Origin of the sequence: Oceaniglobus trochenteri (assembly GCF_020529025.1) — a bacterium.
Lineage (GTDB): Bacteria > Pseudomonadota > Alphaproteobacteria > Rhodobacterales > Rhodobacteraceae > Oceaniglobus > Oceaniglobus trochenteri.
In genome coordinates this window covers 508,506-529,792 of record NZ_JACNMM010000003.1, presented here as the reverse complement: position 1 = coordinate 529,792, position 21,287 = coordinate 508,506, and the positions used below count along the sequence as shown (strand labels likewise).

The 21,287-nt window shown below is 67.7% G+C and carries 20 protein-coding genes; 8 read left to right on the top strand and 12 right to left on the bottom strand.

The window, feature by feature from the left end; all coding sequences use genetic code 11:
- Positions 1 to 50 precede the first annotated feature (50 nt).
- Complete coding sequence (gene mnmC2 / locus H7828_RS06850; RefSeq protein ID WP_226780258.1) at positions 51 to 728, top strand: tRNA (5-methylaminomethyl-2-thiouridine)(34)-methyltransferase MnmC2; 678 nt, start codon at positions 51 to 53, stop codon at positions 726 to 728.
- Positions 725 to 1,636 carry a DMT family transporter gene (locus H7828_RS06845; protein WP_226780257.1) on the top strand — a complete coding sequence of 304 codons (912 nt, stop codon included), beginning with the start codon at positions 725 to 727 and terminating at the stop codon, positions 1,634 to 1,636. Before mnmC2 ends, H7828_RS06845 begins: the two co-directional genes overlap by 4 nt.
- Here H7828_RS06845 and H7828_RS06840 read toward each other — a convergent pair.
- Complete coding sequence (locus tag H7828_RS06840) at positions 1,601 to 1,906, bottom strand: HNH endonuclease (protein WP_226780256.1); 306 nt, start codon at positions 1,904 to 1,906, stop codon at positions 1,601 to 1,603. The genes H7828_RS06845 and H7828_RS06840 overlap by 36 nt on opposite strands.
- A 53-nt stretch (positions 1,907 to 1,959) precedes the next feature.
- On the opposite strand from H7828_RS06840, the gene H7828_RS06835 reads away from it, so the two are divergent.
- Positions 1,960 to 3,162, top strand: coding sequence for a TIGR03862 family flavoprotein (locus H7828_RS06835; RefSeq protein WP_245398591.1), 1,203 nt, complete (start codon positions 1,960 to 1,962; stop codon positions 3,160 to 3,162).
- 146 nt (positions 3,163 to 3,308) lie between these two features.
- Here H7828_RS06835 and H7828_RS06830 read toward each other — a convergent pair whose 3' ends face one another.
- Complete coding sequence (locus tag H7828_RS06830; protein WP_226780254.1) at positions 3,309 to 4,553, bottom strand: MFS transporter; 1,245 nt, start codon at positions 4,551 to 4,553, stop codon at positions 3,309 to 3,311.
- A gap of 147 nt (positions 4,554 to 4,700) precedes the next feature.
- Between H7828_RS06830 and zapE the strand changes: the two genes are divergently transcribed.
- A complete protein-coding gene (gene zapE, locus H7828_RS06825; protein ID WP_226780253.1) occupies positions 4,701 to 5,765 on the top strand; it encodes a cell division protein ZapE in 1,065 nt (354 codons plus the stop codon).
- 166 nt (positions 5,766 to 5,931) lie between these two features.
- Here zapE and H7828_RS06820 read toward each other — a convergent pair whose 3' ends face one another.
- The 3 genes from H7828_RS06820 to H7828_RS06810 all read right to left on the bottom strand — a co-directional run bounded on the left by H7828_RS06820 (position 5,932) and on the right by H7828_RS06810 (position 9,171).
- Entirely contained in the window at positions 5,932 to 7,215 is a 1,284-nt protein-coding gene (locus H7828_RS06820) for a bifunctional folylpolyglutamate synthase/dihydrofolate synthase (protein WP_245398590.1), read from the bottom strand.
- A gap of 2 nt (positions 7,216 to 7,217) precedes the next feature.
- On the bottom strand, positions 7,218 to 8,162 hold the full coding sequence (accD, locus tag H7828_RS06815) for an acetyl-CoA carboxylase, carboxyltransferase subunit beta (protein ID WP_226780252.1): 945 nt from the start codon (positions 8,160 to 8,162) through the stop codon (positions 7,218 to 7,220).
- An 85-nt stretch (positions 8,163 to 8,247) separates the two neighbouring features.
- A complete protein-coding gene (locus tag H7828_RS06810) occupies positions 8,248 to 9,171 on the bottom strand; it encodes a CPBP family intramembrane glutamic endopeptidase (RefSeq protein WP_226780251.1) in 924 nt (307 codons plus the stop codon).
- A 100-nt stretch (positions 9,172 to 9,271) separates the two neighbouring features.
- On the opposite strand from H7828_RS06810, the gene ilvD reads away from it, so the two are divergent.
- The 4 genes from ilvD to H7828_RS06790 all read left to right on the top strand — a co-directional run bounded on the left by ilvD (position 9,272) and on the right by H7828_RS06790 (position 14,492).
- Entirely contained in the window at positions 9,272 to 11,035 is a 1,764-nt protein-coding gene (gene ilvD, locus H7828_RS06805; RefSeq protein ID WP_226780250.1) for a dihydroxy-acid dehydratase, read from the top strand.
- Between the two features lie 89 nt (positions 11,036 to 11,124).
- Positions 11,125 to 11,898 (top strand): DUF6478 family protein, encoded by a 774-nt coding sequence (locus H7828_RS06800; protein ID WP_226780249.1) that lies wholly within the window; start codon positions 11,125 to 11,127, stop codon positions 11,896 to 11,898.
- Positions 11,899 to 11,914: 16 nt separating this feature from the next.
- The gene (locus tag H7828_RS06795) at positions 11,915 to 12,295 is read left to right on the top strand and encodes a hypothetical protein (RefSeq protein WP_226780248.1); all 381 of its coding nucleotides are present in this window, start codon (positions 11,915 to 11,917) and stop codon (positions 12,293 to 12,295) included.
- Positions 12,296 to 12,464: 169 nt separating this feature from the next.
- Positions 12,465 to 14,492, top strand: coding sequence for an NADPH-dependent 2,4-dienoyl-CoA reductase (locus tag H7828_RS06790; protein WP_226780247.1), 2,028 nt, complete (start codon positions 12,465 to 12,467; stop codon positions 14,490 to 14,492).
- A 12-nt stretch (positions 14,493 to 14,504) separates the two neighbouring features.
- Here the strand turns inward: H7828_RS06790 and H7828_RS06785 are convergent, their stop codons facing one another.
- From H7828_RS06785 to H7828_RS06755, 7 genes are read right to left on the bottom strand one after another with little or no spacing between them, the layout of a single operon-like run.
- Complete coding sequence (locus H7828_RS06785; protein WP_226780246.1) at positions 14,505 to 15,419, bottom strand: DMT family transporter; 915 nt, start codon at positions 15,417 to 15,419, stop codon at positions 14,505 to 14,507.
- A gap of 3 nt (positions 15,420 to 15,422) precedes the next feature.
- Complete coding sequence (locus tag H7828_RS06780) at positions 15,423 to 16,304, bottom strand: NAD(P)-dependent oxidoreductase (protein ID WP_226780245.1); 882 nt, start codon at positions 16,302 to 16,304, stop codon at positions 15,423 to 15,425.
- A complete protein-coding gene (locus tag H7828_RS06775; protein ID WP_226780244.1) occupies positions 16,301 to 17,410 on the bottom strand; it encodes an NAD(P)/FAD-dependent oxidoreductase in 1,110 nt (369 codons plus the stop codon). Before H7828_RS06775 ends, H7828_RS06780 begins: the two co-directional genes overlap by 4 nt.
- Positions 17,407 to 18,228, bottom strand: a complete 822-nt coding sequence (locus H7828_RS06770; RefSeq protein ID WP_226780243.1) for a shikimate dehydrogenase family protein — start codon at positions 18,226 to 18,228, stop codon at positions 17,407 to 17,409. The genes H7828_RS06775 and H7828_RS06770 overlap by 4 nt, the downstream gene beginning before the upstream one ends.
- Entirely contained in the window at positions 18,225 to 19,226 is a 1,002-nt protein-coding gene (locus tag H7828_RS06765; RefSeq protein ID WP_226780242.1) for a Gfo/Idh/MocA family protein, read from the bottom strand. The genes H7828_RS06770 and H7828_RS06765 overlap by 4 nt, the downstream gene beginning before the upstream one ends.
- Positions 19,223 to 19,630, bottom strand: coding sequence for a hypothetical protein (locus H7828_RS06760; RefSeq protein WP_226780241.1), 408 nt, complete (start codon positions 19,628 to 19,630; stop codon positions 19,223 to 19,225). Before H7828_RS06760 ends, H7828_RS06765 begins: the two co-directional genes overlap by 4 nt.
- Positions 19,627 to 21,129: a UxaA family hydrolase gene (locus H7828_RS06755; RefSeq protein WP_226780240.1), complete on the bottom strand. Its 1,503-nt coding sequence runs from the start codon at positions 21,127 to 21,129 to the stop codon at positions 19,627 to 19,629. Before H7828_RS06755 ends, H7828_RS06760 begins: the two co-directional genes overlap by 4 nt.
- Positions 21,130 to 21,287: the final 158 nt, after the last annotated feature.

Below are 21,287 nucleotides of genomic sequence, written 5' to 3'. Positions count from 1 at the left end.
CGGCCCCTTGCCCATTGTCGCGCCGACACGACCCATGGCATCGGCATAACATGAGCGGCGAGCAGCACAACATGATCGAATGGCGCGACGGGCACCTTCCGGTGTCCCTGCGCTTTGACGATCCCTATTTCTCGCTCGACAACGGGCTCGAGGAAACCCGGCATGTCTTCCTGGCGGGCAACGGCCTGCCGGGGCGCTTCTGCGACGGGTTCCACATCGGCGAACTGGGGTTCGGCACCGGGCTGAACCTGCTGGCCGTGGTGCAGCTCTGGCGCGAGAGCGGGCAGCGCGGCACGCTGCATTTCACCACCTTCGAGGCGTTCCCCCTGTCCCCCGACGAGATGAGCGAAGCACACCGCGCCTTTCCCGCGCTCGACGATCTGTCGCGCGAACTGGCGCCGCTCTGGCAGGCCGGACCGGGCCGTTTCACCCTGCCCGGGCTGGTGTTCGAACTGATCCCGGGCGATGCGCGCGCCACCCTGCCCCCCTGGGGCGGACAGGCCGATGCCTGGTTCCTTGACGGCTTCTCACCCGCCCGCAATCCCGAACTCTGGACACCCGAACTGATGCAGACCGTGGCCGATCACACCACCCCGGGCGGCACAGCCGCCACCTATACGGCGGCAGGCCATGTGCGCCGTTCCCTGGCCGAGGCGGGGTTCGATGTCACCCGCCACCCCGGATACGGACGCAAGCGGCACATGACCGCCTGCACCCTGCCCCGATGACCGGGAACGACACCCGAAAGGGCGTGGGCCTGATGGCGCTGGCCATGGCCGTTTTCGCCGTGCAGGACGTGATCTCGCGTCATCTGGCGGGGGAATACAACGTGCTCATGGTCGTGATGCTGCGATACTGGTTCTTCGCGCTCTTCGTCTTGTCGGTGGCCGCGCGCAAGGCCGGGGGGCTGCGGGCCGCGGCGCGAAGTGCGCAGCCCTGGGTGCAAACCTTCCGCGGCCTGCTGCTGGTGGGCGAAATCTGCGTCATGGTGGTGGCCTTCGTCCATCTCGGCCTGGTCGAGGCACATGCGATCTTCGCCTGCTATCCGCTGCTGGTGGCCGCCCTGTCGGGGCCGGTCCTGGGCGAGGCGGTGGGCTGGCGGCGTTGGGCGGCCATTGGCGTCGGATTCATCGGGATCATGGTGATCCTGCAACCGGGATCGGGTGTGTTCACGCCCTCGGCGCTGATCGCAATGGCGGCGGCGCTGATGTTCGCGCTCTACGCCCTGCTGACGCGCTACGTCGCCCGCGCCGACACCAGCGCAACCAGCTTTTTCTACACCGGTGTCGCGGGCGCCCCGGCCATTACCCTGCTTGGCATGTGGTACTGGGAGCCGATGACACCGCCCGACTGGGGCTGGATGGCCCTGCTTTGCATCACCGGCGCCTTCGGGCATTTCCTGCTGATCAAGGTTTACGAGGCCGCCGAAGCCAGCGCAGTGCAGCCCTTTGCCTATCTGCAACTGGTCTTTGCGGCCAGCCTGGGAGTTCTGATCCTGGGCGAAGACCTGCGCCCGGCGGTGGTGCTGGGGGTGTCGATCGTGGTGGGGGCCGGGCTTTTCACCCTGTGGCGCGAGAACGTCGCGCGACGCCGCGCCATTTCAGCGGCGGCGGCGGTGACCGGCGGGCGTTCGTGACAGGAAATCCGGCGGGCGCCTTGCCACCCAGGCAAAGAAGCGGGCCAGCTTGGGATGGGCGCGCAGGGCCTCGGGGGTGCGATAGTCGCGCGCCAGTTCCGTCTCGGTGAGGGTGGCGTGAATTTCCTTGTGGCAAACGTGATGCAACAGCACGACCGGCCCGCCCTTGCCCCCGCGCAGCTTTGGCACCAGGTGATGCAGGCTTTGCGGCACCCCCGGCGGGATCGGGCGCAGGCACAACGGGCAGACCGGATCGGGTGTTTCGCTCATCTGACCTTCCGTTTCGGATCGACAGGCACCGGCAGGCAACCTAGACCGATCCCATGCAGGGAAAAGATGGACAGGTGAAACAGGCTCTGGTGATCGGGGGCGGGCCCGCCGGGCTGATGGCGGCCGGGGAACTGGCCCGCGCCGGACTGCGCGTCATCCTGACCGACCGGATGCCGACCCTGGGGCGCAAGTTCCTGATGGCCGGGAAATCCGGCCTGAACCTGACAAAGGACGAACCCGCAGATACCCTGCTGGCCAACTATGGCAACACCGGGCCCATCGCTGCGCCGCTTCGCGCCTTCGGCGCTGCCGAGGTGCAGGACTGGGCGCGCGGACTGGGCCAGGAGGTGTTCACCGGCAGCACGGGGCGGGTCTTTCCCGTCGCCATGAAGGCATCGCCGCTGCTGCGCGCCTGGCTGGCCGAGCTGCGCGCCCTCGGGGTCGAGATGCGCACCAGCTGGCACTGGTCGGACTGGTCGGACGGGGCCTTCCTGTTCGACACCCCCGAGGGCCGGCGCGAGATCCGCCCCGATGTCACTGTCCTGGCCCTGGGCGGGGCAAGCTGGGCGCGGCTCGGGTCGGACGGGGCCTGGCGCGAAATGCTGGCGCGACAGGGCGTGGACACCGCCGCATTCGCCGGGTCGAACGCCGGGCTGTCTGTGGCTTGGTCCCCGGCGATGGAGCGCGTTGTCGGCACACCCGTCAAGGGTGTGGCCGTCCATGCTGCGGGCGCGGTGCATCGCGGTGAATTCGTGATCTCGGCCAGGGGGCTGGAGGGCGGCGGCATCTATGGCCTGTCGCCGGCGGTGCGGGCCGGGCTGCCCCTGACGCTGGACCTTCTGCCCGACTGGCCCGCGCAGAAGGTCCAGGCCCGGCTGGCACGCCCGCGCGGCAAGACCAGCCTGTCGAACCACCTGCGCAAGGTGCTGAAGCTGGACCCTGCCCGCCTCGCCCTCTTGCGGGAATTCGCCCACCCCCTGCCCGACGGCGCGGACCTGGCGCGCATTGTCAAGGCCCTGCCCCTGCGCCACGCGGGGCTGCGCCCGCTGGACGAGGCGATTTCGACCGTGGGCGGCATCTGCGCCGGGGCGCTGGACGCGGGGTTGATGCTGCGGGCGCGGCCCGGCACCTTCGTGGCGGGGGAAATGATCGACTGGGACGCGCCGACCGGCGGCTACCTGATCACCGCCTGCCTGGCCACGGGCCGCTGGGCCGGACGCGCGGCCGCCACCTTTGCCACGGGCGGCGAGGGCTGATCCGAAGGGGGCGCTGACGCGCCATTCCATTTTTCAGGCTGCGCGCTTTGCCACCGCGCCGAGCCGGTTCGGGCGTTTGTGCGCGATTGCGCGGGCAGGAGCCTCCGGCGGGGATATTTGCCGGACCAAAGATGGGGGCCTGCGGCTCAGGCCCGGGCCGGACGCGGGATCCTTGGGGAGGATTCGCGGATCGGCAGGTGGACGATGGCCGAAAAGGCCCCCACGCCGACACCGATCCACCAGACCAGCGTGTAGTCGCCATGCAGATCGTAGAGCTTGCCGCCCAGCCAGACGCCCATGAAGCTGCCCAACTGGTGCGAGAAGAACACGACGCCGAAGAGCGTGCCCATGTAGCGCGCGCCGTAGAGGGCGGCGACAAGACCGCTGGTGAGGGGCACCGTGGCCAGCCAAAGTGCGCCCATGACGACCGAGAAGACGATCACGCTGGCCGGGGTGATCGGCAGCAGGATGAACAGGGCCGCCGCCAGGGTGCGCCCGGTGTAGATGGCCGCCAGCAAATATTTCTTCGAGTAGCGATTTCCGAGCCAGCCGGCCAGCAGCGTGCCGCCGATATTGGCCAGCCCGATCAGCGAGATGGCGACGGCCCCGAGCGCACTGGTGGTGGTGATGCCGAGGCTGGTCAGCAGACCGCCGGCCATGACGGGGGCGCACATTTCGGTGACGAAGGCGGGGAAATGGGCCGTGATGAAGGCCAGTTGGTAGCCGCAGGAGAAGAACCCCACGAAGATCAGCGCATAGGACGGATCGCGCAGGGCACGGGCGACATTGGCCCACATTGCCTCTTCCACCGCGATGGGGCCGGTGACGACCGGTGCGCGCATCATCGGCAGGACCAGCAGCACGGCAAGGATCGCGGCGGCGAAGGCCATGAAGACCTGCTGCCATTGCAGGAAGGACAGCAGCCATTCGGCCAGGGGCGCGCCGAAGACCTGCCCCGCCGAGCCCGATGCCGTGGCGATGGCCAGCGCCATGGAGCGGTTCGCGGGGCTGGCCGCCCGGCCAACCACCGCGAGGATCACGCCGAAGCCGGTGCCCGCGATGCCGAAGCCCACCGCGATTTCCAGCAGCCAGTGCTGGCCCGGAGTGACGGCGAGCGAGGACAGGACCAGCCCGGCGGCATAGGTCAGCGCCCCCAGCACGATCGCCTTTCGGTCGCCGATCCGTTCGGCCAGGGCGGCGAACAGCGGCTGGCCCACCCCCCAGGCGAGGTTCTGGATCGCGATGGCCATGGAGAAATCGGCGCGCAGCCAGCCGAATTCCTGCGCGATGGGAATCTGGAACACGCCGAAGGAAGCACGGATGGCGAAGCTGACCAGGATCACGGCGCAGCCGGCGATCAGGACTGGGGTGATGAGGGGTGCGCGGGTCATGGCGCGACATTTGCGCCCGGCGGCGCCACGGTCAATTCTGAAAACAGGCCCGGGGCATCAGTTTTTGTCGGCCCGGGCAAACAGACTTTGATCCCGTGCCGCGGCTGGGATACCACGTTGCACCGAAACCACTGACGGACCCTGCCCATGACCCCGCTTGCCGACCTTTACGATCGCCGGATAGCCGAGGGCGCGCTGCGCGACGATCCGGTGCAGCGGGCGGTCTTTCCCGAGTTCGAGCGTCTGCGCGCGGCCCTGTCCCGCCCGGCGCGCAAGTCGGGATTCTTTTCGCGCCGCAGCCCCGAGCCGGTGAAGGGGCTGTATCTTTGGGGCGGTGTCGGGCGCGGCAAATCCATGCTGATGGACCTGTTTTTCGAGTCGGTCGAGGCCGAGGAAAAGCGGCGCGTGCATTTCCACGCCTTCATGCAGGAGGTTCACGCCGGGATGATCGCGGCGCGCAAGCAGGGTGTCGACGATGCCCTGGAGCCCGTGGGGCGCGAGGCGGCGCGCGACACCCGGCTGCTGTGCCTGGACGAAATGCAGATCACCGACATCACCGATGCGATGATCGTCGGGCGCCTGTTCGAGATGCTGATCAAGGCGGGCGTCGTCATCGTGACCACCAGCAACCGGGTGCCCGACGATCTTTACAAGGACGGGTTGAACCGCCAGCTTTTCCTGCCCTTCATCGATTTCCTGAAGGAGCACATGGTGATCCACGAGCTGGTGGTCGAGCGGGATTATCGTCAGGACCGGCTGGCCGGGTCGCAGGTGTATTTCAGCCCCGAGGACGGCGCGGCGCGGGCCGCCATGGACAGCCTGTGGAATGACCTGGCCACGGCAGAGGTGGCGCCGCTGGTCCTGCACGTGAAGGGGCGGCAGGTGGAGCTGCCCCGGTTTTCGAACGGGGTGGCGCGGGCGACCTTCTGGGAGCTTTGCGGGCGGGCCCTAGGCGCCGCCGACTACCTTGCCGTGGCCGATGCCGTGCGCATCCTGATGCTGGACGGAATCCCGCGATTGAGCAGCGACAACTACAACGAGGCCAAGCGCTTTGTCACGCTTGTCGATGCGCTTTACGAGGCGCGGGTGCGGTTGATCGCCTCGGCGGCGGATGTGCCCGAGCGGCTTTATTCGGAAGGGGCGGGATCGTTCGAGTTCGAGCGCACGGCATCACGGCTGCGCGAGATGCAGAGCGAGGGCTGGGGCGGCTGAGCCGGGCCTGACCTATCCATGAGGCGGCGCTGACGCGCCATTTCATTTTTTCGGTGACCGCCAGTGGCAACGGCACCGAGCCGCGGGAAAGCGGCATCGCCTGCCGCACTGGTGGAGGCCTTCGGCGAGAGTATTTCGGGCAAGAAAGAGGGCATGGCCCACCGGTTCAGCCGTTGGATTGCAGGATGCGTCCGGCGAGGTAGAGAGAGCCGCAGATCAGCACCCGGGCATGGGGCGACCGGGCGGTGATGGCGGCCAGGGCCTGTTCGACCGAGGTGGCGGTGCTGGCTGGAATGCCCGCGGTTTCGGCGGCCTTGCGGGTGGCTTCGGCGGGCAGCGTGTTCGCCTCTCCGGGGATGTCGACCGCGTGGAGATGCACGGCATGGGCCGCCAGGGGGCGCAGGTAGCCCGCGATGTCCTTGGTGTTCAGCATGCCGCAGATCAGGTGGGTTTCGGCAGGCGGCATCCGCGACAGGGTGGCGGCGATGGCATGGCCCGCCGCCGGGTTGTGGCCCCCGTCGAGCCAGAGCTGTGCCTCGGCTGCCATGTCGGCCAGCGGGCCGCTGGTGAGGCGTTGCATCCGGGCGGGCCATTCGGCCCTGGCGACCGCCGCTTCGCAGGCGGCGGCATCGCAGCCGAGGTGACGCAGGGCGGCCAGGGCAGCGCCGGCATTGTCAAACTGGTGGGGGCCGGGCAGGCCCGGCGGCGGCAGGTCGAGCAGGCCGGTTTCATCCTGGAAGACCAGGCGCCCGCGTTCCTCGGCAACGTGCCAGTGCTGCCCCTGCGCGATGAGCGGCGCGCCCAGCCGGGCGGCGCGCGATTCGATCACCTCGAGGGCGGCATCTTCCTGAGGGCCGACGACGCAGGGCACACCGCGTTTCAGGATGCCGGCCTTTTCGCCCGCGATCTCGGCCAGGGTATCGCCCAGGTATTGCTGGTGGTCGATCGACACCGGGGTGATGACCGTGAGGCGGGGCCTGTCGACCACGTTGGTCGCGTCAAGCCGCCCGCCGAGGCCCACTTCGAGCAGGGTGTAATCGGCCGGGGTGCGGGCAAAGGCCAGCAGGGCGGCGCAGGTCGTGATCTCGAAATAGGTGATGGGTTCGCCACCGTTGACGCTGTAGCATTCGTCGAGAAGGGCGGCCAGGCGCGGCTCGTCGATCAGCTGGCCCGCAAGGCGGATGCGTTCATGGAACCGCGCCAGGTGCGGCGAGGTATAGGCGTGAACCCGTTTGCCCGACGCCTCGAGCCCGGCGCGGATCATCGCCTGGGTCGATCCCTTGCCGTTGGTGCCGGCGATGTGGATCACCGGCGGCAGGTCGCGCTCAGGGTGGCCGAGGCGTTCGAGCAGCCGCCACATCCGGTCGAGCGTCAGGTCGATGATCTTGGGGTGCAGCGCCAGCATCCGGGCGAGGATGGCGTCGGAGCCGTCCGGGGGGGCCACGGCCATGCTCAGCCCTGCGGTTCGCTGGCCGGGGTGTCGGGGCCGGCCTCCTGGGGCAGGTCGCCCCCCCCTTCGGGCGCGGGCAGGTCGCCCACCACGGCCGGCGGCATCCCCAGAAGCATCCGGGTGATGGTGATCAGTTCCTCGCGCATGCGGCCACGGGGCGTGACGCGGTCAAGCATGCCGTGATCCAGCAGATATTCGGCCCGCTGGAAGCCTTCGGGCAGCTTTTCGCGGATCGTCTGTTCGATGACGCGGGGACCGGCGAAACAGATCAGGGCATTGGGTTCGGCCATGTTGATATCGCCCAGCATGGCATAGGAGGCCGAAACGCCGCCTGTCGTCGGGTCGGTCATCACCACGATGTAGGGCAGGCCCGCCTCGCGCAGCATCTGCACGCCGATGGTGGTGCGCGGCATCTGCATCAGCGACAGGATGCCTTCCTGCATCCGCGCGCCGCCCGCCGCGGTGAAGACCACGAAGGGGCGCTTTTGTTCCACGGCCCTTTCGCAGCCCGCGAGGAAGGCGTTGCCCACGAACATCCCCATGGAGCCGATCATGAACCGGGCATCCTGACAGGCGGCGACGATGGGGGTGCGGCCGATTTCGCCCTCGGCTACCAGCATCGCCTCGGGTTCGCCGGTGTCGCGCTGTGCGGCCTTCAGGCGGTCGGGGTATTTCTTCTGGTCGCGGAACTGCAGCGGGTCGGCGATGGGGGCGGGCACCGGCACCTCGACGAAGGTTCCGCCGTCGAACAGCGCCTGGAAGCGGGCGCGCGGGCTGATGGGCATGTGATGATCGCAGCTGGAACAGACGTTCAGGTTGTCGCTCAGCTCGCGGTGGAACAGCATGGTGCCGCACTCGGGGCACTTGGTCCAGAGGTTCTCGGGGACTTCGCGGCGCGAAAACAGCGAGTTGATCTTCGGTCGGACGTAGTTCGAGATCCAGTTCATCGGCGGCACCCTTTTAGACGTGCCGCTGACATAAGCCCCGGCGGGGCGGAATGCAATCGGCGCACCGCACCCCGGCAGGCGGGACCTAGCGCAGCACCCGGCGCAGGATCGCCCAGGCCACCAGCAGCAGCGCCATGTCCCCCAGGACCAGCCGCTGCATCACCTGGGCGTCATCCACGGCATAGGGTGTCACGAAAAGGGACAGGCCGGTGATCGTGCCCTTGGTGGCCAGAACGAGGATGGCCAGAAGGTTGTTGGCAAAGTGAAAACCCCAGGCCGCCCCAAGGCTGCCGGTGCGCCGGGTCAGATCGGCGGCGACCAGGCCAAAGACGGTGGCCGAGCCGACGACGACCCAGACGCTGGCCCCCGCCGTGGCCGGATCGTAATGCACCGCGCCGAAGGCCAGCGCGGGCAGGATCAGCCAGATCACGGGACTTTGGAACCGGGCGGCCAGTTGCTGGGTCAGGTAGCCGCGAAAGACCAGTTCCTCGGCCAGGGTCTGAAGCGCGACACCGGCCAGCGCCAGCGGAACAAGCCAGAGCCAGCGCCCGGGGTCGAGGTTGAGATCGGGGGTAAAGCGGGTCAGCCACAGGGCGACACCGACGGCATAGACCGCCAGCACCACGCCCGCCGAAAGGGCGAAATCGCGCCACAGCACCGACCGTGGCCCGAACAGGCTGCGGGGGCGGCGGCGGTGCAGCAGCCAGACCGCCAGGGCCACACCTGCCGCCATGCCCGCGAAGCTGCCCAGCAGGATCAGCGTGGCACGGGGCGTTTCGGGGCGCTGCAAGCCCTGCGCAAAGGCCAGCGCCGCCTCGGGGCCGCGCCAGAGCCAGGCGATGCCGACGGGTGCCAGTGTCCAGCCGAAGGCGCAGATCGCGATGAGGATGCACCCCAGCACCAGGCGCCAGAGCTGCGGCGCGCGACGCCCCGCATGCAGGAAGGCGCGGACGGCCGCGGTGCGGTTCGGGGGCGTGGTGGCGCGGGCGGGGTCGGGTGTCGCTGTCATCGCCACAGGCTATTGCGGCCGGGAGGTCAGAGCAATCAGCCTTGTGCAAATTCGCCCCCTCGCCTATTCCAAACGGCAACCGATGCTCAAGGAGGCCGCCATGCTGAAAGGCAAAACCGACAAATCCAGATTGCCCAGCCGCCACGTGACCGAGGGACCGGCGCGTGCGCCGCACCGTTCCTACTACCACGCGATGGGGCTGGACCAGGAACAGATCGACCAGCCCTTCGTCGGCGTCGCGACCTGCTGGAACGAAGCGGCCCCCTGCAACATCGCGCTGAACCGCCAGGCACAGGCAGTGAAACTGGGCGTGAAGGCCGGTGGCGGCACGCCGCGCGAATTCACCACCATCACCGTGACCGACGGCATCGCCATGGGCCACGAAGGCATGCGCAGTTCGCTCGCCTCGCGCGAGGCGATTGCCGACACCGTGGAACTGACCATGCGCGGCCATTGCTATGACGCCATCGTCGGCCTTGCCGGATGTGACAAGTCGCTGCCGGGCATGATGATGGCCATGATCCGGCTGAACACGCCCTCGGTCTTCCTTTACGGCGGGTCGATCCTGCCGGGCAAGGTGCCCGCCGGTGCCGACGTGCCCGAGGATTTCGCCAGTCGCGACCTGACCGTGCAGGACATGTTCGAGGCGGTGGGCCGCCATCAGAACGGCACCCTGTCGGATGCGGCGCTGACGATCCTTGAACGCGTCGCCTGCCCCAGCGCCGGGGCCTGCGGCGGCCAGTTCACCGCCAACACCATGGCCTGCGTGAGCGAGGCGATCGGCCTGGCGCTGTTCAATTCCTCGGGTGCGCCCGCGCCCTACGAATCGCGCGATCAGTATGCCCAGGCCAGCGGCCAGGCGGTCATGAACCTGATCGAGAAGAACATCCGCGCCCGCGACATCGTGACCCGCAAGTCGCTGGAAAACGCCGCCCGCGTCGTCGCCTGCACCGGTGGCAGCACCAACGCCGGGCTGCACCTGCCCGCCATGGCCCATGAGGCGGGGATCGACTTCTTCCTTGAAGACGTGTGCGAGATCTTCAAGGACACCCCCTATTTCGTCGACCTGAAGCCGGGTGGCCAATACGTGGCCAAGGATCTTTATGATGCCGGCGGCCTGCCCGTCGTGATGAAGGAACTGCGCAAGGCGGGCCTGATCCACGAGGATTGCATCACCGCCTCGGGGCGCAGCGTGGGCGAGGAACTGGACCTGATCGACCGCGAGGCCGATGGCCGGGTGATCCACCCTGTCGATGCGCCGCTGTCCAAGACCGGCGGTGTCGTCGGGTTGAAGGGCAACCTGGCCCCCGAGGGCGCCATCGTGAAGGTGGCGGGCATGACCGGGCAGGAACAGATGTTCCAGGGCCCCGCCCGCGTCTTCGAATGCGAGGAAGAGGCCTTTGCCGCCGTGCAGGCCCGCACCTACAAGGAAGGCGAGGTTCTGGTGATCCGCAACGAAGGCCCCGCAGGCGGCCCGGGCATGCGCGAGATGCTGTCCACCACCGCCGCCCTTTCGGGCCAGGGCATGGGCAAGAAGGTGGCGCTGATCACCGATGGCCGGTTCTCGGGCGCGACCCGGGGCTTCTGCGTCGGTCACGTCGGGCCGGAGGCCGCGCTTGGCGGGCCGATCGCCCTGGTGGAGGATGGCGACATCATCACCCTGAACGCGATCACCGGCGAGCTGTCCTTCGACGTCAGCGACGAAGAGCTGGAACAGCGGCGCGCCGACTGGAAAGGCCCGCGCGAAACGCTCTATGCCAGCGGCGCCATCTGGAAGTTCGCGCAACTGGTGGGCCCGACCTACAAGGGCGCGGTCACCCACCCCGGCGCCGAAAAGGAACGCCACGTCTACATGGACCTGTAAGCCGGGGCGCCGGGGGCGGGCCACGGCCCTTGCCCCCGGCCCCCTTCTGCCGCCCGGCGTGACCGCCGGCGGACGACGGAAAGGGCAGGATGAAAGAACGCTTGGCACTTCGGCTTGGGCATCTGCTGGACCTGCGGGCACTGCGCCGCTGGTCCCGCCTGGCCCGGCGTGCCGACACCCTGGACCTGGCCACCCTGAAACGGCTGCGCGATGGCGCGGGTGTTCTGCGCCACCGCATCGACCGGGTGATCCACGCCGCCGACGGGCGGCTGGCCCTGCCCCGCATCGGCAGCAACGCCATCCAGAAACCCCTTGGCACCGACTGGGCCTATCGCCCGCAGCCATGGCGCGGCTCATTGCCGGTTCCGGGCGCCGTGGCGGTGGAAAGCCGCACCCAGATCGGCGACGAGGCGACGATCTTTCACGATTGCCGGATTTCCGAACTGACCTATCGCCAGTTGCGCAACCTGCGCGAGGAAGACCTGGCCCCCTTCGGGTTGCGCATCGACGTGTTCCGCTTTGACGGCTCTTTCATGTCGCTGGTGATCGACCTGCCGGCGCAATCGGTCGAGGGGTTGCAGAAGCGACATATCGTGCGCCTGGACACGATCATCGAGATCGAGAAACCGCTGGAGGTGTTTGCCCGGCTGAACGTGCGCCACGGGCCGAATACCGAACAGATCGTGCGCGAACTGCCCCTCGGGTCGAACGAGATGTCGGTGGAGTTCGACCTGGCCTATTCGCGGCTGAACGAGAAGCGGGTGGAGAAGATGTGGATCGACCTGATCTTCGAGGGGCCGGAAATGAACCAGATCATCCTGCGCGACCTGGCCGTCACCCGCCGCCCGCGCGCCGAACTGTGATACCGGAGGCTTCGCCATGTCCGACCTGAAACTCTCTGCGATCCGGGTTGTCCGGGGCACCTGGGAAGGCGTGCTGACCGGCGATACCGCCGCCGACGATGCGCCCGCGGTTTCGGTCAGCCACCGGGGCCGCGACCTGGAGGGTGTGGAACTGACCCCCGACACCGACAGGCCGGACCAGTGGCACCTGCGGTTCGCGATCCCGATGGAGGCGCTTTCGGGCGGGGTGCAGACCTTTCTGATCCGTGACACCCGGCAGGAGAGCGATCTTGGCACCTTCAGCATCGCCATGGGCGATGCCCTGGACCACGACATCCGCGCCGAGGTAGACCTGCTGCGCGCCGAGCTGGACATGCTGAAGCGGGCCTTCCGGCGCCATTGCCTGGAAACCGCCTGAGGCGGTAGCGCCTGCGGCGCGCGGGAAAGGGGGCATTCTGCCCCCTCTTGACCACAGGTCAATTCACCCCCTGAGGATATTTGAGGACCAAAGATGGGGTGACGCCGCGTTTGGGGTGACTTGGCCGTTCCGGCGGGGGATGCTGGTGCGACATTCAGGAGGAATTGGCATGGGCGATTATCCGCATCTTCTGGCGCCGCTGGACCTTGGACATCTGACCTTGAAGAACCGTGTGCTCATGGGGTCGATGCACACCGGGCTTGAGGAGACGAAGGATTGGAACCGGGTCGCCGAATTCTATGCCGCGCGGGCGCGGGGCGGTGTCGGGCTGATGGTGACGGGCGGGATGGCCCCCAACCGCGAGGGCGGGGTGTTTCCGGGTGCGGCGGGCCTGTTTTCGTCCGAGGATATCGCCAACCACCGGGGGGTCACCAACCGGGTGCATGATGCGGGCGGGCGGATCGCCATGCAGATCCTGCATGCCGGGCGCTATGCCTATTCGCCCGAATGCGTTGCACCCTCGGCGGTGAAATCGCCCATTTCGCCCTTCGCGCCGAAGGCTCTGGACGCGGTTGGGATCGAAAAGCAGATCGCCGACATGGTCACCGCTGCCGCCCGCGCCCGCGAGGCCGGGTATGACGGCGTGGAGGTCATGGGCAGCGAGGGCTATTTCCTGAACCAGTTTCTGGTCACCCACACGAACAGGCGCACCGACGATTGGGGCGGTGCCTACGAGAACCGGATGCGCCTGCCGGTGGAGGTGGTGCGCCGCGTGCGCGAAGCGGTGGGGCAGGATTTCATCCTGATCTACCGGCTGAGCATGATCGACCTGATCCCGGGCGGTTCGACCTGGGCGGAGGTGGTGCAACTGGCCCGTGCCATCGAGGCGGCGGGTGCCAGCATCCTGAACACCGGCATCGGCTGGCACGAGGCGCGGGTGCCCACCATCGCCACCTCGGTGCCGCGCCGGGCCTTTTCCTGGGTGACGAAGAAGCTGATGGGCGAGGTTTCGATTCCCGTCATCACCAGCAACCGGATCAACACGCCCGATGTGGCCGAGCAGGTTCTGGCCGATGGTTGTGCCGACATGGTGAGCATGGCGCGCCCCTTCCTGGCCGACCCCGATTTCGTGGCCAAGGCCAAGGCCGGACAGGCGGCGCAGATCGCCCCCTGCATCGCCTGCAACCAGGCCTGCCTGGACCATACCTTCAGCGGCAAGCTGTCGTCCTGCCTGGTGAACCCGCGCGCCTGCCATGAAACGGAACTGGTGCTGGAGCCCGTGGCGACCCCGCGCCGGGTGGCGGTTGTCGGGGCGGGGCCCGCGGGCCTCTCGGCGGCCCTTGCCGCGGCGGAACGGGGCCACGAGGTAACGCTGTTCGACAAGGCCGACCGCATCGGCGGGCAGTTGAACATGGCCCGCGTCATCCCCGGCAAGGAGGAGTTTCACGGGCTGGTGGACTGGTACAAGACCATGGTGGCCGAGCGGGGCATCGAAACCCGGCTGGGCACCGAGGTAAGCGCCGGGATGCTGAGCGGCTATGACGAGGTGATCGTGGCCACCGGCGTGCTGCCGCGCGATCCGGAAATTCCGGGGCAGGACGGGCCGAATGTCGTCAGCTATGTCGACGTGCTGCGCCATGGGGCTGCCGTGGGCCGGCGGGTGGCCATCGTGGGGGCCGGGGGAATCGGCTTTGACGTGGCCGAGTTCCTGGCCGAGGCGGGGGAAAGCCCGACCCTGGACCGCGATGCCTGGATGGCGGAATGGGGCATCACCGACCCCGAGGCGCAACGCGGCGGCCTTTCGCCCGATGGCCCCAACCCCGAAGCCCCGGCGCGCGAAATCGTGCTGTTGCAGCGCAAGGCCGAAAAGCTGGGCAAGCGGCTGGGCAAGACGACGGGATGGATTCACCGGGCCACCCTACAGATGAAGGGGGTGAAGATGGTGGGCGGCGTCAACTACGAGAAGATCGACGCCGAGGGTCTGCACATCACCCATGGCGAAGCGCGCGAGAACCCGCAGGTCATCGCCTGCGACACGGTGGTGCTTTGCGCCGGGCAGGTCAGCCAGCGCAGCCTGGCCGATGAACTGGCGGAACGGGGCATCGCCGCCCATGTCATCGGCGGCGCGGATGTGGCGGCGGAACTGGACGCCAAGCGCGCCATCGACCAGGGCACGCGGCTGGCGGCGCGGCTGTGAACCGACCGGCGGTCAGAGGCGCGGCTTGATCACGATGGGGGGTGCGCGGCGGCGTTCGCGCGCCCAGATGACAAGCCCCGAGATCACGATGATGCCCGCGCCCACCAGGGTGAACCCATCGGGCACCGAGCCGAACACCAGGTAGCCGCTGATCGTCAGGTAGATCATGAAGGAATAGGAATAGGGCATCAGCGTGCTGGAGGGGGCAAGGCCGTGGGCCCGGGTCAGAAGCTCGTGCCCGAACCAGCCCCAGAGGCCAAGCGCGACCAGCAGCAGCCAGTCAAGCGGCGTGGCCGGTGTCACCCAGGTGAGGATCGCGCCGGGCAGAAGAAGCGCCGTGCCGATCAGCCCGGCATAGAACTGCATCGTCTGGGTTGCCACCCGGCCCGATAGCCGGCGCGTCAGGATGGAATAGAAGGCAAGGCACAGGGCATTGAGCAGCGGCAGGAGCATGGCGGGGTGAAACTCGGCCCCGAGGGGCCGGATCACCACCAGGACACCGCAGAAGCCCAGAAGGATCGCACCCCAGCGCCAGCGCCCCACCCTTTCGCCCAGCATCGGCATCGACAGCGCACAGACCAGAAGCGGCGCCGAGAACATGATGGCCGAGGTCACCGTCATCGGCAGGTATCGAAGTGCGACGAAATTGATCACCGTCGCCGCCGCAAGCAACAGCGCGCGCAGGCTGACCAGCCCCAGGTGATCGGTGGCAAACCGGTCGCGGCTGAACCCGCCGCGCCCGATGTCCAGCAGCGAAATCGCCAATGCGCCCAGATAGCGCATGAACGACAGTTGCAGCGCCGCCAGCCCCGCCAGCGTCAGCCATTTGACCGAGGTGTCGATGAAGGCCATCGACAGGTAGGCCAGCAGCATCATGGCGATGCCAAGGCCGGCCCGGTCTTCGTTGGCGCGGGCGGCGACGCTCATGGATCAGCCCTTGAACTTCTCGCTGTAGAAATCGACCATCTCCGAGACGAGCCGGTCGCCCCAGCCTTCGTCGACGGCGCGTGACAGGGCGGTGCGCGCGCTGGTGGACATGATGCTGTCCACGCCCGCATCCTCGGCCATCTTGGCGTAGTACCCGACATCCTTGTTCGCGTTGGCGATCATGAAGGCCAGCTTTTCGGGGTCGCCGTCAACGGCATAGCCCTTGACGAAATCCATCATCCCCGAGTGGAGCGGCCCCGCCGACATCACGTCGTAAAGCGACTGGCGCGGCACGCCCATGGTATCGGCCATGACAAAGGCTTCGGCCATGGCGTTGGCCACGGTCATGCCGAAGAAGTTGTTGATCAGCTTGATCGTATGCCCCGAGCCCAGCTTGCCCAGGTGGAACACGTTCTCGCCCAGGTCATCCAGCACCGGTTTCACCTTGTCATAGGCCGCCTTGTCGCCCGCGCCCATGATGTTCAGCTTGCCTTCAAGGGCATGGGCCGGGGTGCGGCCCAGGGGCGCGTCAAGATAGGCCCCGCCAGCGGCGGCCACCTTGTCGCCCATGGCCAGGGTCGAGGCAGGCAGCGAGGTGCCGAAGTCGATCACCACGGCGCCGGGCTTCAGCCCCGCGATCACGCCGTCTTCGCCCTGCATCCGGCTTTCCACCTGGTCCGAGGTGCCCATGCACAGCATCACGATGTCGCTGTCGGCCGCCAGGTCGCGGGCGGTTTTCGCCTCGCTCGCGCCGTTGGCGATGGCCTTGTCGATGCGGGTGCGGGTCTTGTTGCCCAGCACGGTGACGGCATGGCCCTTGTCCTGCAGGCGCTGCACCATGGCAGCGCCCATCAGCCCCAGCCCGATAAATCCGATCTTCGTCATGTGGAGACTCCTGTCTGTTCCAATACCAGGGCCGCGCCAAGGCGGCCGATCTCGTCGCTGCATTTCGCGCCGGCGCCATTGCCCGCCGTGCAGAGCGCCACGCGCCGGGTCAGATGCCCGATCTCGGGGCGGCGGTCGGGCGACCAGGTGGTGACACAGGCATCCATCCTGACGGCGCGGATTGCAAGGTCGGGCATCAGGGCGCGGATCATCTGCTCCAGCCGGTCGCGCACATCGGGGTTGCCGCCCGCGCGGAACCAGTCGCCGATCGCCCCGGCATCGGGAAGTTTCACATCCTCGGGGTCGCCGCCCAGTTTCACGTGGATCGTTCCGTCGGGATACCGGATCGGGGGCAGAAGATAGGGGTCTTCGGGCGCCTGCCAGATCAGCGCGGGCATCTTGGAAAGGCGCGCCGCCTCGGCCGCGTCCACCTCGAAGAGGGCAACGGTGCGAGCATAGACATCGTTGCGCGGGGGGCGGGACAGCAGGCTGTCGGTCATCGCGCCCGCGGCCACCAGCACCCGGTCAAAGCGCAGGGTGCCGGCATGGGTGGTGACGGTCACACCGCCCTGCCCCTCATCCAGCCCATGCACCGTCGCATCGATGATCTTTGCCCCGTGGCGCAGCGCCGCCGCGCCCTGGGCGGCCACCAGCCGGCGGGGGCTGATGTGCCCCGCCATGGTGGCCTCGTAGCTGGCGGAAAAGCCGTCGGGCAGGTGAAAGAAGGAAAAGCCTTCGCGCAATTCCCGGGGGGACAGCCATTCAGGCTCGACACCATGGGCGGCACAGGCATCGCGCAGCCGGGTCATCCATGCGGCATCGCCCGCCATCATGGCCCCGGCCTGGGTATAAAAGCGGATGCCGCTGTCGGCCTCGATCCGGCCATAGCGGGCGATGGAGGCGGCGGAAAGCCCCACCCAGAACGGATCAAGCGCACAGCGCCGGGTGATCCGCCCCTCGTCATGGTGCGACCCGAAGACACCGCCATGCGCCCGCTTGTCCACCGGCTCGTCGGGTCCGATCAGGGTGACATCGACCCCCGCCATGGCAAGGTGGCGCGCGGCGGCACTGCCGAACAGGCCACGCCCGATGACGGCAACCTTCATTCGGGTTTCAGCCGGTCAAGCAGCGGCAGGATCTCGTCGGCGGGCAGGGCAAGGCCGGTATAGGCCTCGAAGCTGCGCAGGGCCATGGCGCGGAACAGTTCGAACCCGGTGATGCAATGCAGCCCCGCCGCTGCGCTGTCCTGCAGAAAGGCGGTGCGTGTCGGGGTATAGACGGCATCGAAGGCCCAGCGCTGCGGCCCAAGCGTGGCGGCGGGAAAGGCGCTGCCGGGGTATTCGGCCATGCCAAGAGGCGTGGCATTCACCAGCCCATCGGCCCGCGCGACAAAGCCGGGCGCATCGGCCAGGGCCACAGGTTCGGCCCCGCAACCGGCGGCCAGGGCGGCTGCGCGCGCCGGGTCGGTATCGCAGATCGCCAGATGCGTCGCGCCCAGTTCCATCAGCGCGGGGGCCAGGGCCTGAGCCACGCCCCCCGCCCCCATCATCACCACAGTCCCCGGCGCAATGGCATGGGCGGCGAAAGCGGCAAGGAAACCGGTGTAATCGGTGTTGTGCCCCGCGACCCCGGCACCGAACACCAGAGTGTTGCAGGCCCCGAGGTGCGCCACGCCCTCCTCCATGCCACCGGCGGCATAGTCGCGCGCCATGGTCTTGAAGGGATGGGTCACGGTCATGCCGGTCCAACCGTCCTGGCGGGCCATGTCCAGCGTGGTGTCGAAATCGAAATCCTCGATCTCGGCCGTGTCGAAGAGGGTGAAATCAAGGTCCAGCCCGGCGTGATCGCACATGATGCGCAGGGCGGCAGGCAGGCGGGTGCGCGAGATATGTTCGCCGATCAGCCCGGCGCGAAGCGTTGTCATGGTGCCTCCGATTGCACGGCAAGTGCGGTTTCAACGGCCAGCGTCGTGGCCAGCGTGGCGCGGGCATCGGCGGCGTCGATCAGGGGGGGCGCGCCGTCGATCACTGCCAGGAAATGGGTCAGCTGGGCGCCCAGGGTATCGGAAGGCCCGGCATCGTGGCGTTGCGCCATGGGCGGTTCGCCCCAGTCGGCAGCCCCCCGCCAGAGCGTGAGCGACGGAAAGGAAACCGCCCCCCCGGTGCCCGCGATGAACAGCATGTCCTGCCCGGTGGTGGCGATGTTGGGGTTTTCCCCTGTCCCTGCCTCGAACCCCCAGGGGCTGGGCGTGGTATCGGCAAAGGCGATCGAGGCGACGGCGCCGCTGTCGAAGCGCAGCATCACCGCTCCGCTTTCCGAACGGGCCGTCGCGCCCCGCAGGCTGGCGCCCGCCATGGCCTGCACGCCCGTCACATCGCCCAGGACAAAGCGCAGAACGTCGATGTCGTGGACAAGGTTCAGCATCACGGGCGACCCTTCGCGCCCCTGCCGCCAGGCGGTCTGGAAATAGGTGTCGGGCTTTTTCATCGCCCAAAGACAGCTTGCCGTCACCGGCCGCCCGATGGCCCCGCCCTGCACCAGGGCGCGCAGGGCCTGCACATCGGCCCGGTGGCGGCGGTGATGGCCCGTCAGCACCGGCAGGCCGGTGCTTGCCTGCGCCGCGACGATCCGGTCGGCCCCCGCCAGATCGCCCGCCAGCGGTTTTTCCACGATCACCGGCCAGCCCCGCCCCAGCGCCAGGCAGGCCTGATCGGCATGCAGGGCAGTGGGGGTGGCCAGGATCACGCCATCCAGCGGCAGATCGACATCCGCAAGCGCAGCAAACCCCGGCACGTCGAACCGGGCGCGCAGGGCCGCATCGGGATCGACCACGCAGGCCAGCGCCGCGCCGTCATGGGCCAGCACCGCCTGCGCATGGCGCGCTCCGATCAGGCCAAGGCCGACGACACCGATGCGTTTCATCTTGGGCCGGTCCCGTCGCAATCACCCAGATCGGCACGCAGTCGATAAGGCGCATAGATCAATTCGTCGGCATGGCTGAGGTTGGCGCGGCTGTACTGGTTCCCCTCGCGCCAGGATGCAGTTTCAAGTGTCGTGCCTTTGGCGCTTTCCAGCGCGATCATTTCGTCATGGGGCGCCAGATACCATTCCTCGCGGCTAAGGAAGGCGACCCAGATGTTGCGCCCCAGGTATTTGCGGTCGATGGTCCAGCGCGACTTTTGCTGAATCAGCTTCAGATCACCATCGCATTCGCGGTGGATGATGAAGTCGATGCCCTGATCCGTCACTGGCAGAAACACGTTGTAACCCCGCATCAGCAAAAGCGATGACAGGGTATTACGCTGGATGATCTCCAGAACACTCACATGACGGCGCCGATCTGCCAGGGCACGAACTCATAGTCGCCAAGGCCCTGCATTTCGGATTTCGACGCCTCGCCCGAGGCCACGCGCAGGATCTTCTCGTAGATCTCGCGCCCTTTCTGCTCAAGCGTGACCCCGCCCGAAAGCATCTCTCCGGCGTTGACGTCCATGTCCTCGATCATGCGGTTGTACATCTCGGTGTTGGTTGCCACCTTGATCGTCGGCGCGGGCTTGGACCCGAAGGCGCTGCCGCGGCCGGTGGTGAAGACCACCACGTTGCAGCCCCCCGCGATCTGACCGGTGACCGAGGCCGGGTCATAGCCGGGCGAATCCATAAAGGTGAACCCCTTGGCCGTCACCTCTTCGCCGTACTTGTAGACCCCCATGAGCGGCGAAGTGCCGCCCTTGGCCGAGGCACCCAGCGACTTTTCAAGGATGGTGGTCAGGCCGCCCTTCTTGTTGCCGGGGGATGGGTTGTTGTCCATGCTGCCCTTGTTGCGCTTGGTGTAATCTTCCCACCAGCGGATCAGGCCCACCAGCTTTTCGCCGGTGGCGCGGTCGTTGGCGCGACGGGTCAGCAGGTGTTCGGCACCATAGATTTCCGGGGTCTCGGCCAGAACGCCGGTGCCGCCCTGGGCCGCCAGAAGATCGCAGGCATGGCCCAGCGCCGGGTTGGCGGTGATCCCGCTCCAGGCATCCGACCCGCCGCATTGCAGCGCGACCTTCAGTTCCGATACCGGGCATTCGGTGCGCACGAATTCATTGGCGATGGGCAGCATGGCGCGCACCTTCTCGATGCCCACCTCGATCGTCTTGCGCAGCCCGGCCACGCCCTGGATGTTCATCGCCTGGAACAGCGGCCCCTGCTTCAGGCCCCAGGCCTCGAGCAGCCAGTCGATCTGGTTGATCTCGCAGCCAAGCCCCACCATCAGCACGCCGGCGTGGTTGGGGTGGCGCGCATAGCCCCACATGACACGCTGAAGCGCTTCGAAGCCGTCGCCGTCGCCCGCCATGCCGCAGCCGGTGCCATGCACGAAGGCCACCACCCCATCGACGTTGGGATACTGCGCCAGTTCCTCGGGGCCGAAGGCATCGGCGATGCGCCGCGCCGCCGTGGCCGAACAGTTCACCGAGGTGACGATGGCAATGTAGTTGCGCGTGCCTACCTTGCCGTTCTCGCGGCGGTAACCCATGAAGGTATCGCCCTTGGCCGGGGCCACCGGGCGCAGGTCGGTGCCGAATTCGTATTCCACGTCGGTATTGCGGAATTCGGTGTTGTGGGTGTGCACATGGCTGCCCGGCGCGATGTCTTCCGAGGCAAGGCCGATGAACTGGGCATATTTGCGGATCTGTTCGCCCTTGGCGATCGCGCGGGTGGCGATCTTGTGGCCCGAGGGAATCAGCCCCGTCGTGGTGACGGATTCGATCGGGTGATCTGCGGGCAGGCTGCGGGTCGCCGTCACGACATTGTCGTCGGCATCTAGGCGAATGAAATCGGTCATTTGGCTTCCTCAGGTGCAAAAGGGCGCGTCACTGGTCCGCGCGCGCACCAATGTGGCGCGTCGGACCAGATGCAAGCGGGCATCTGCCTGTATCGTTTCGCAGACCGTCGCCCGTTGCAAGGCGGTTTCGCCGCGTCGGACATTCGACGCGGCAGGTT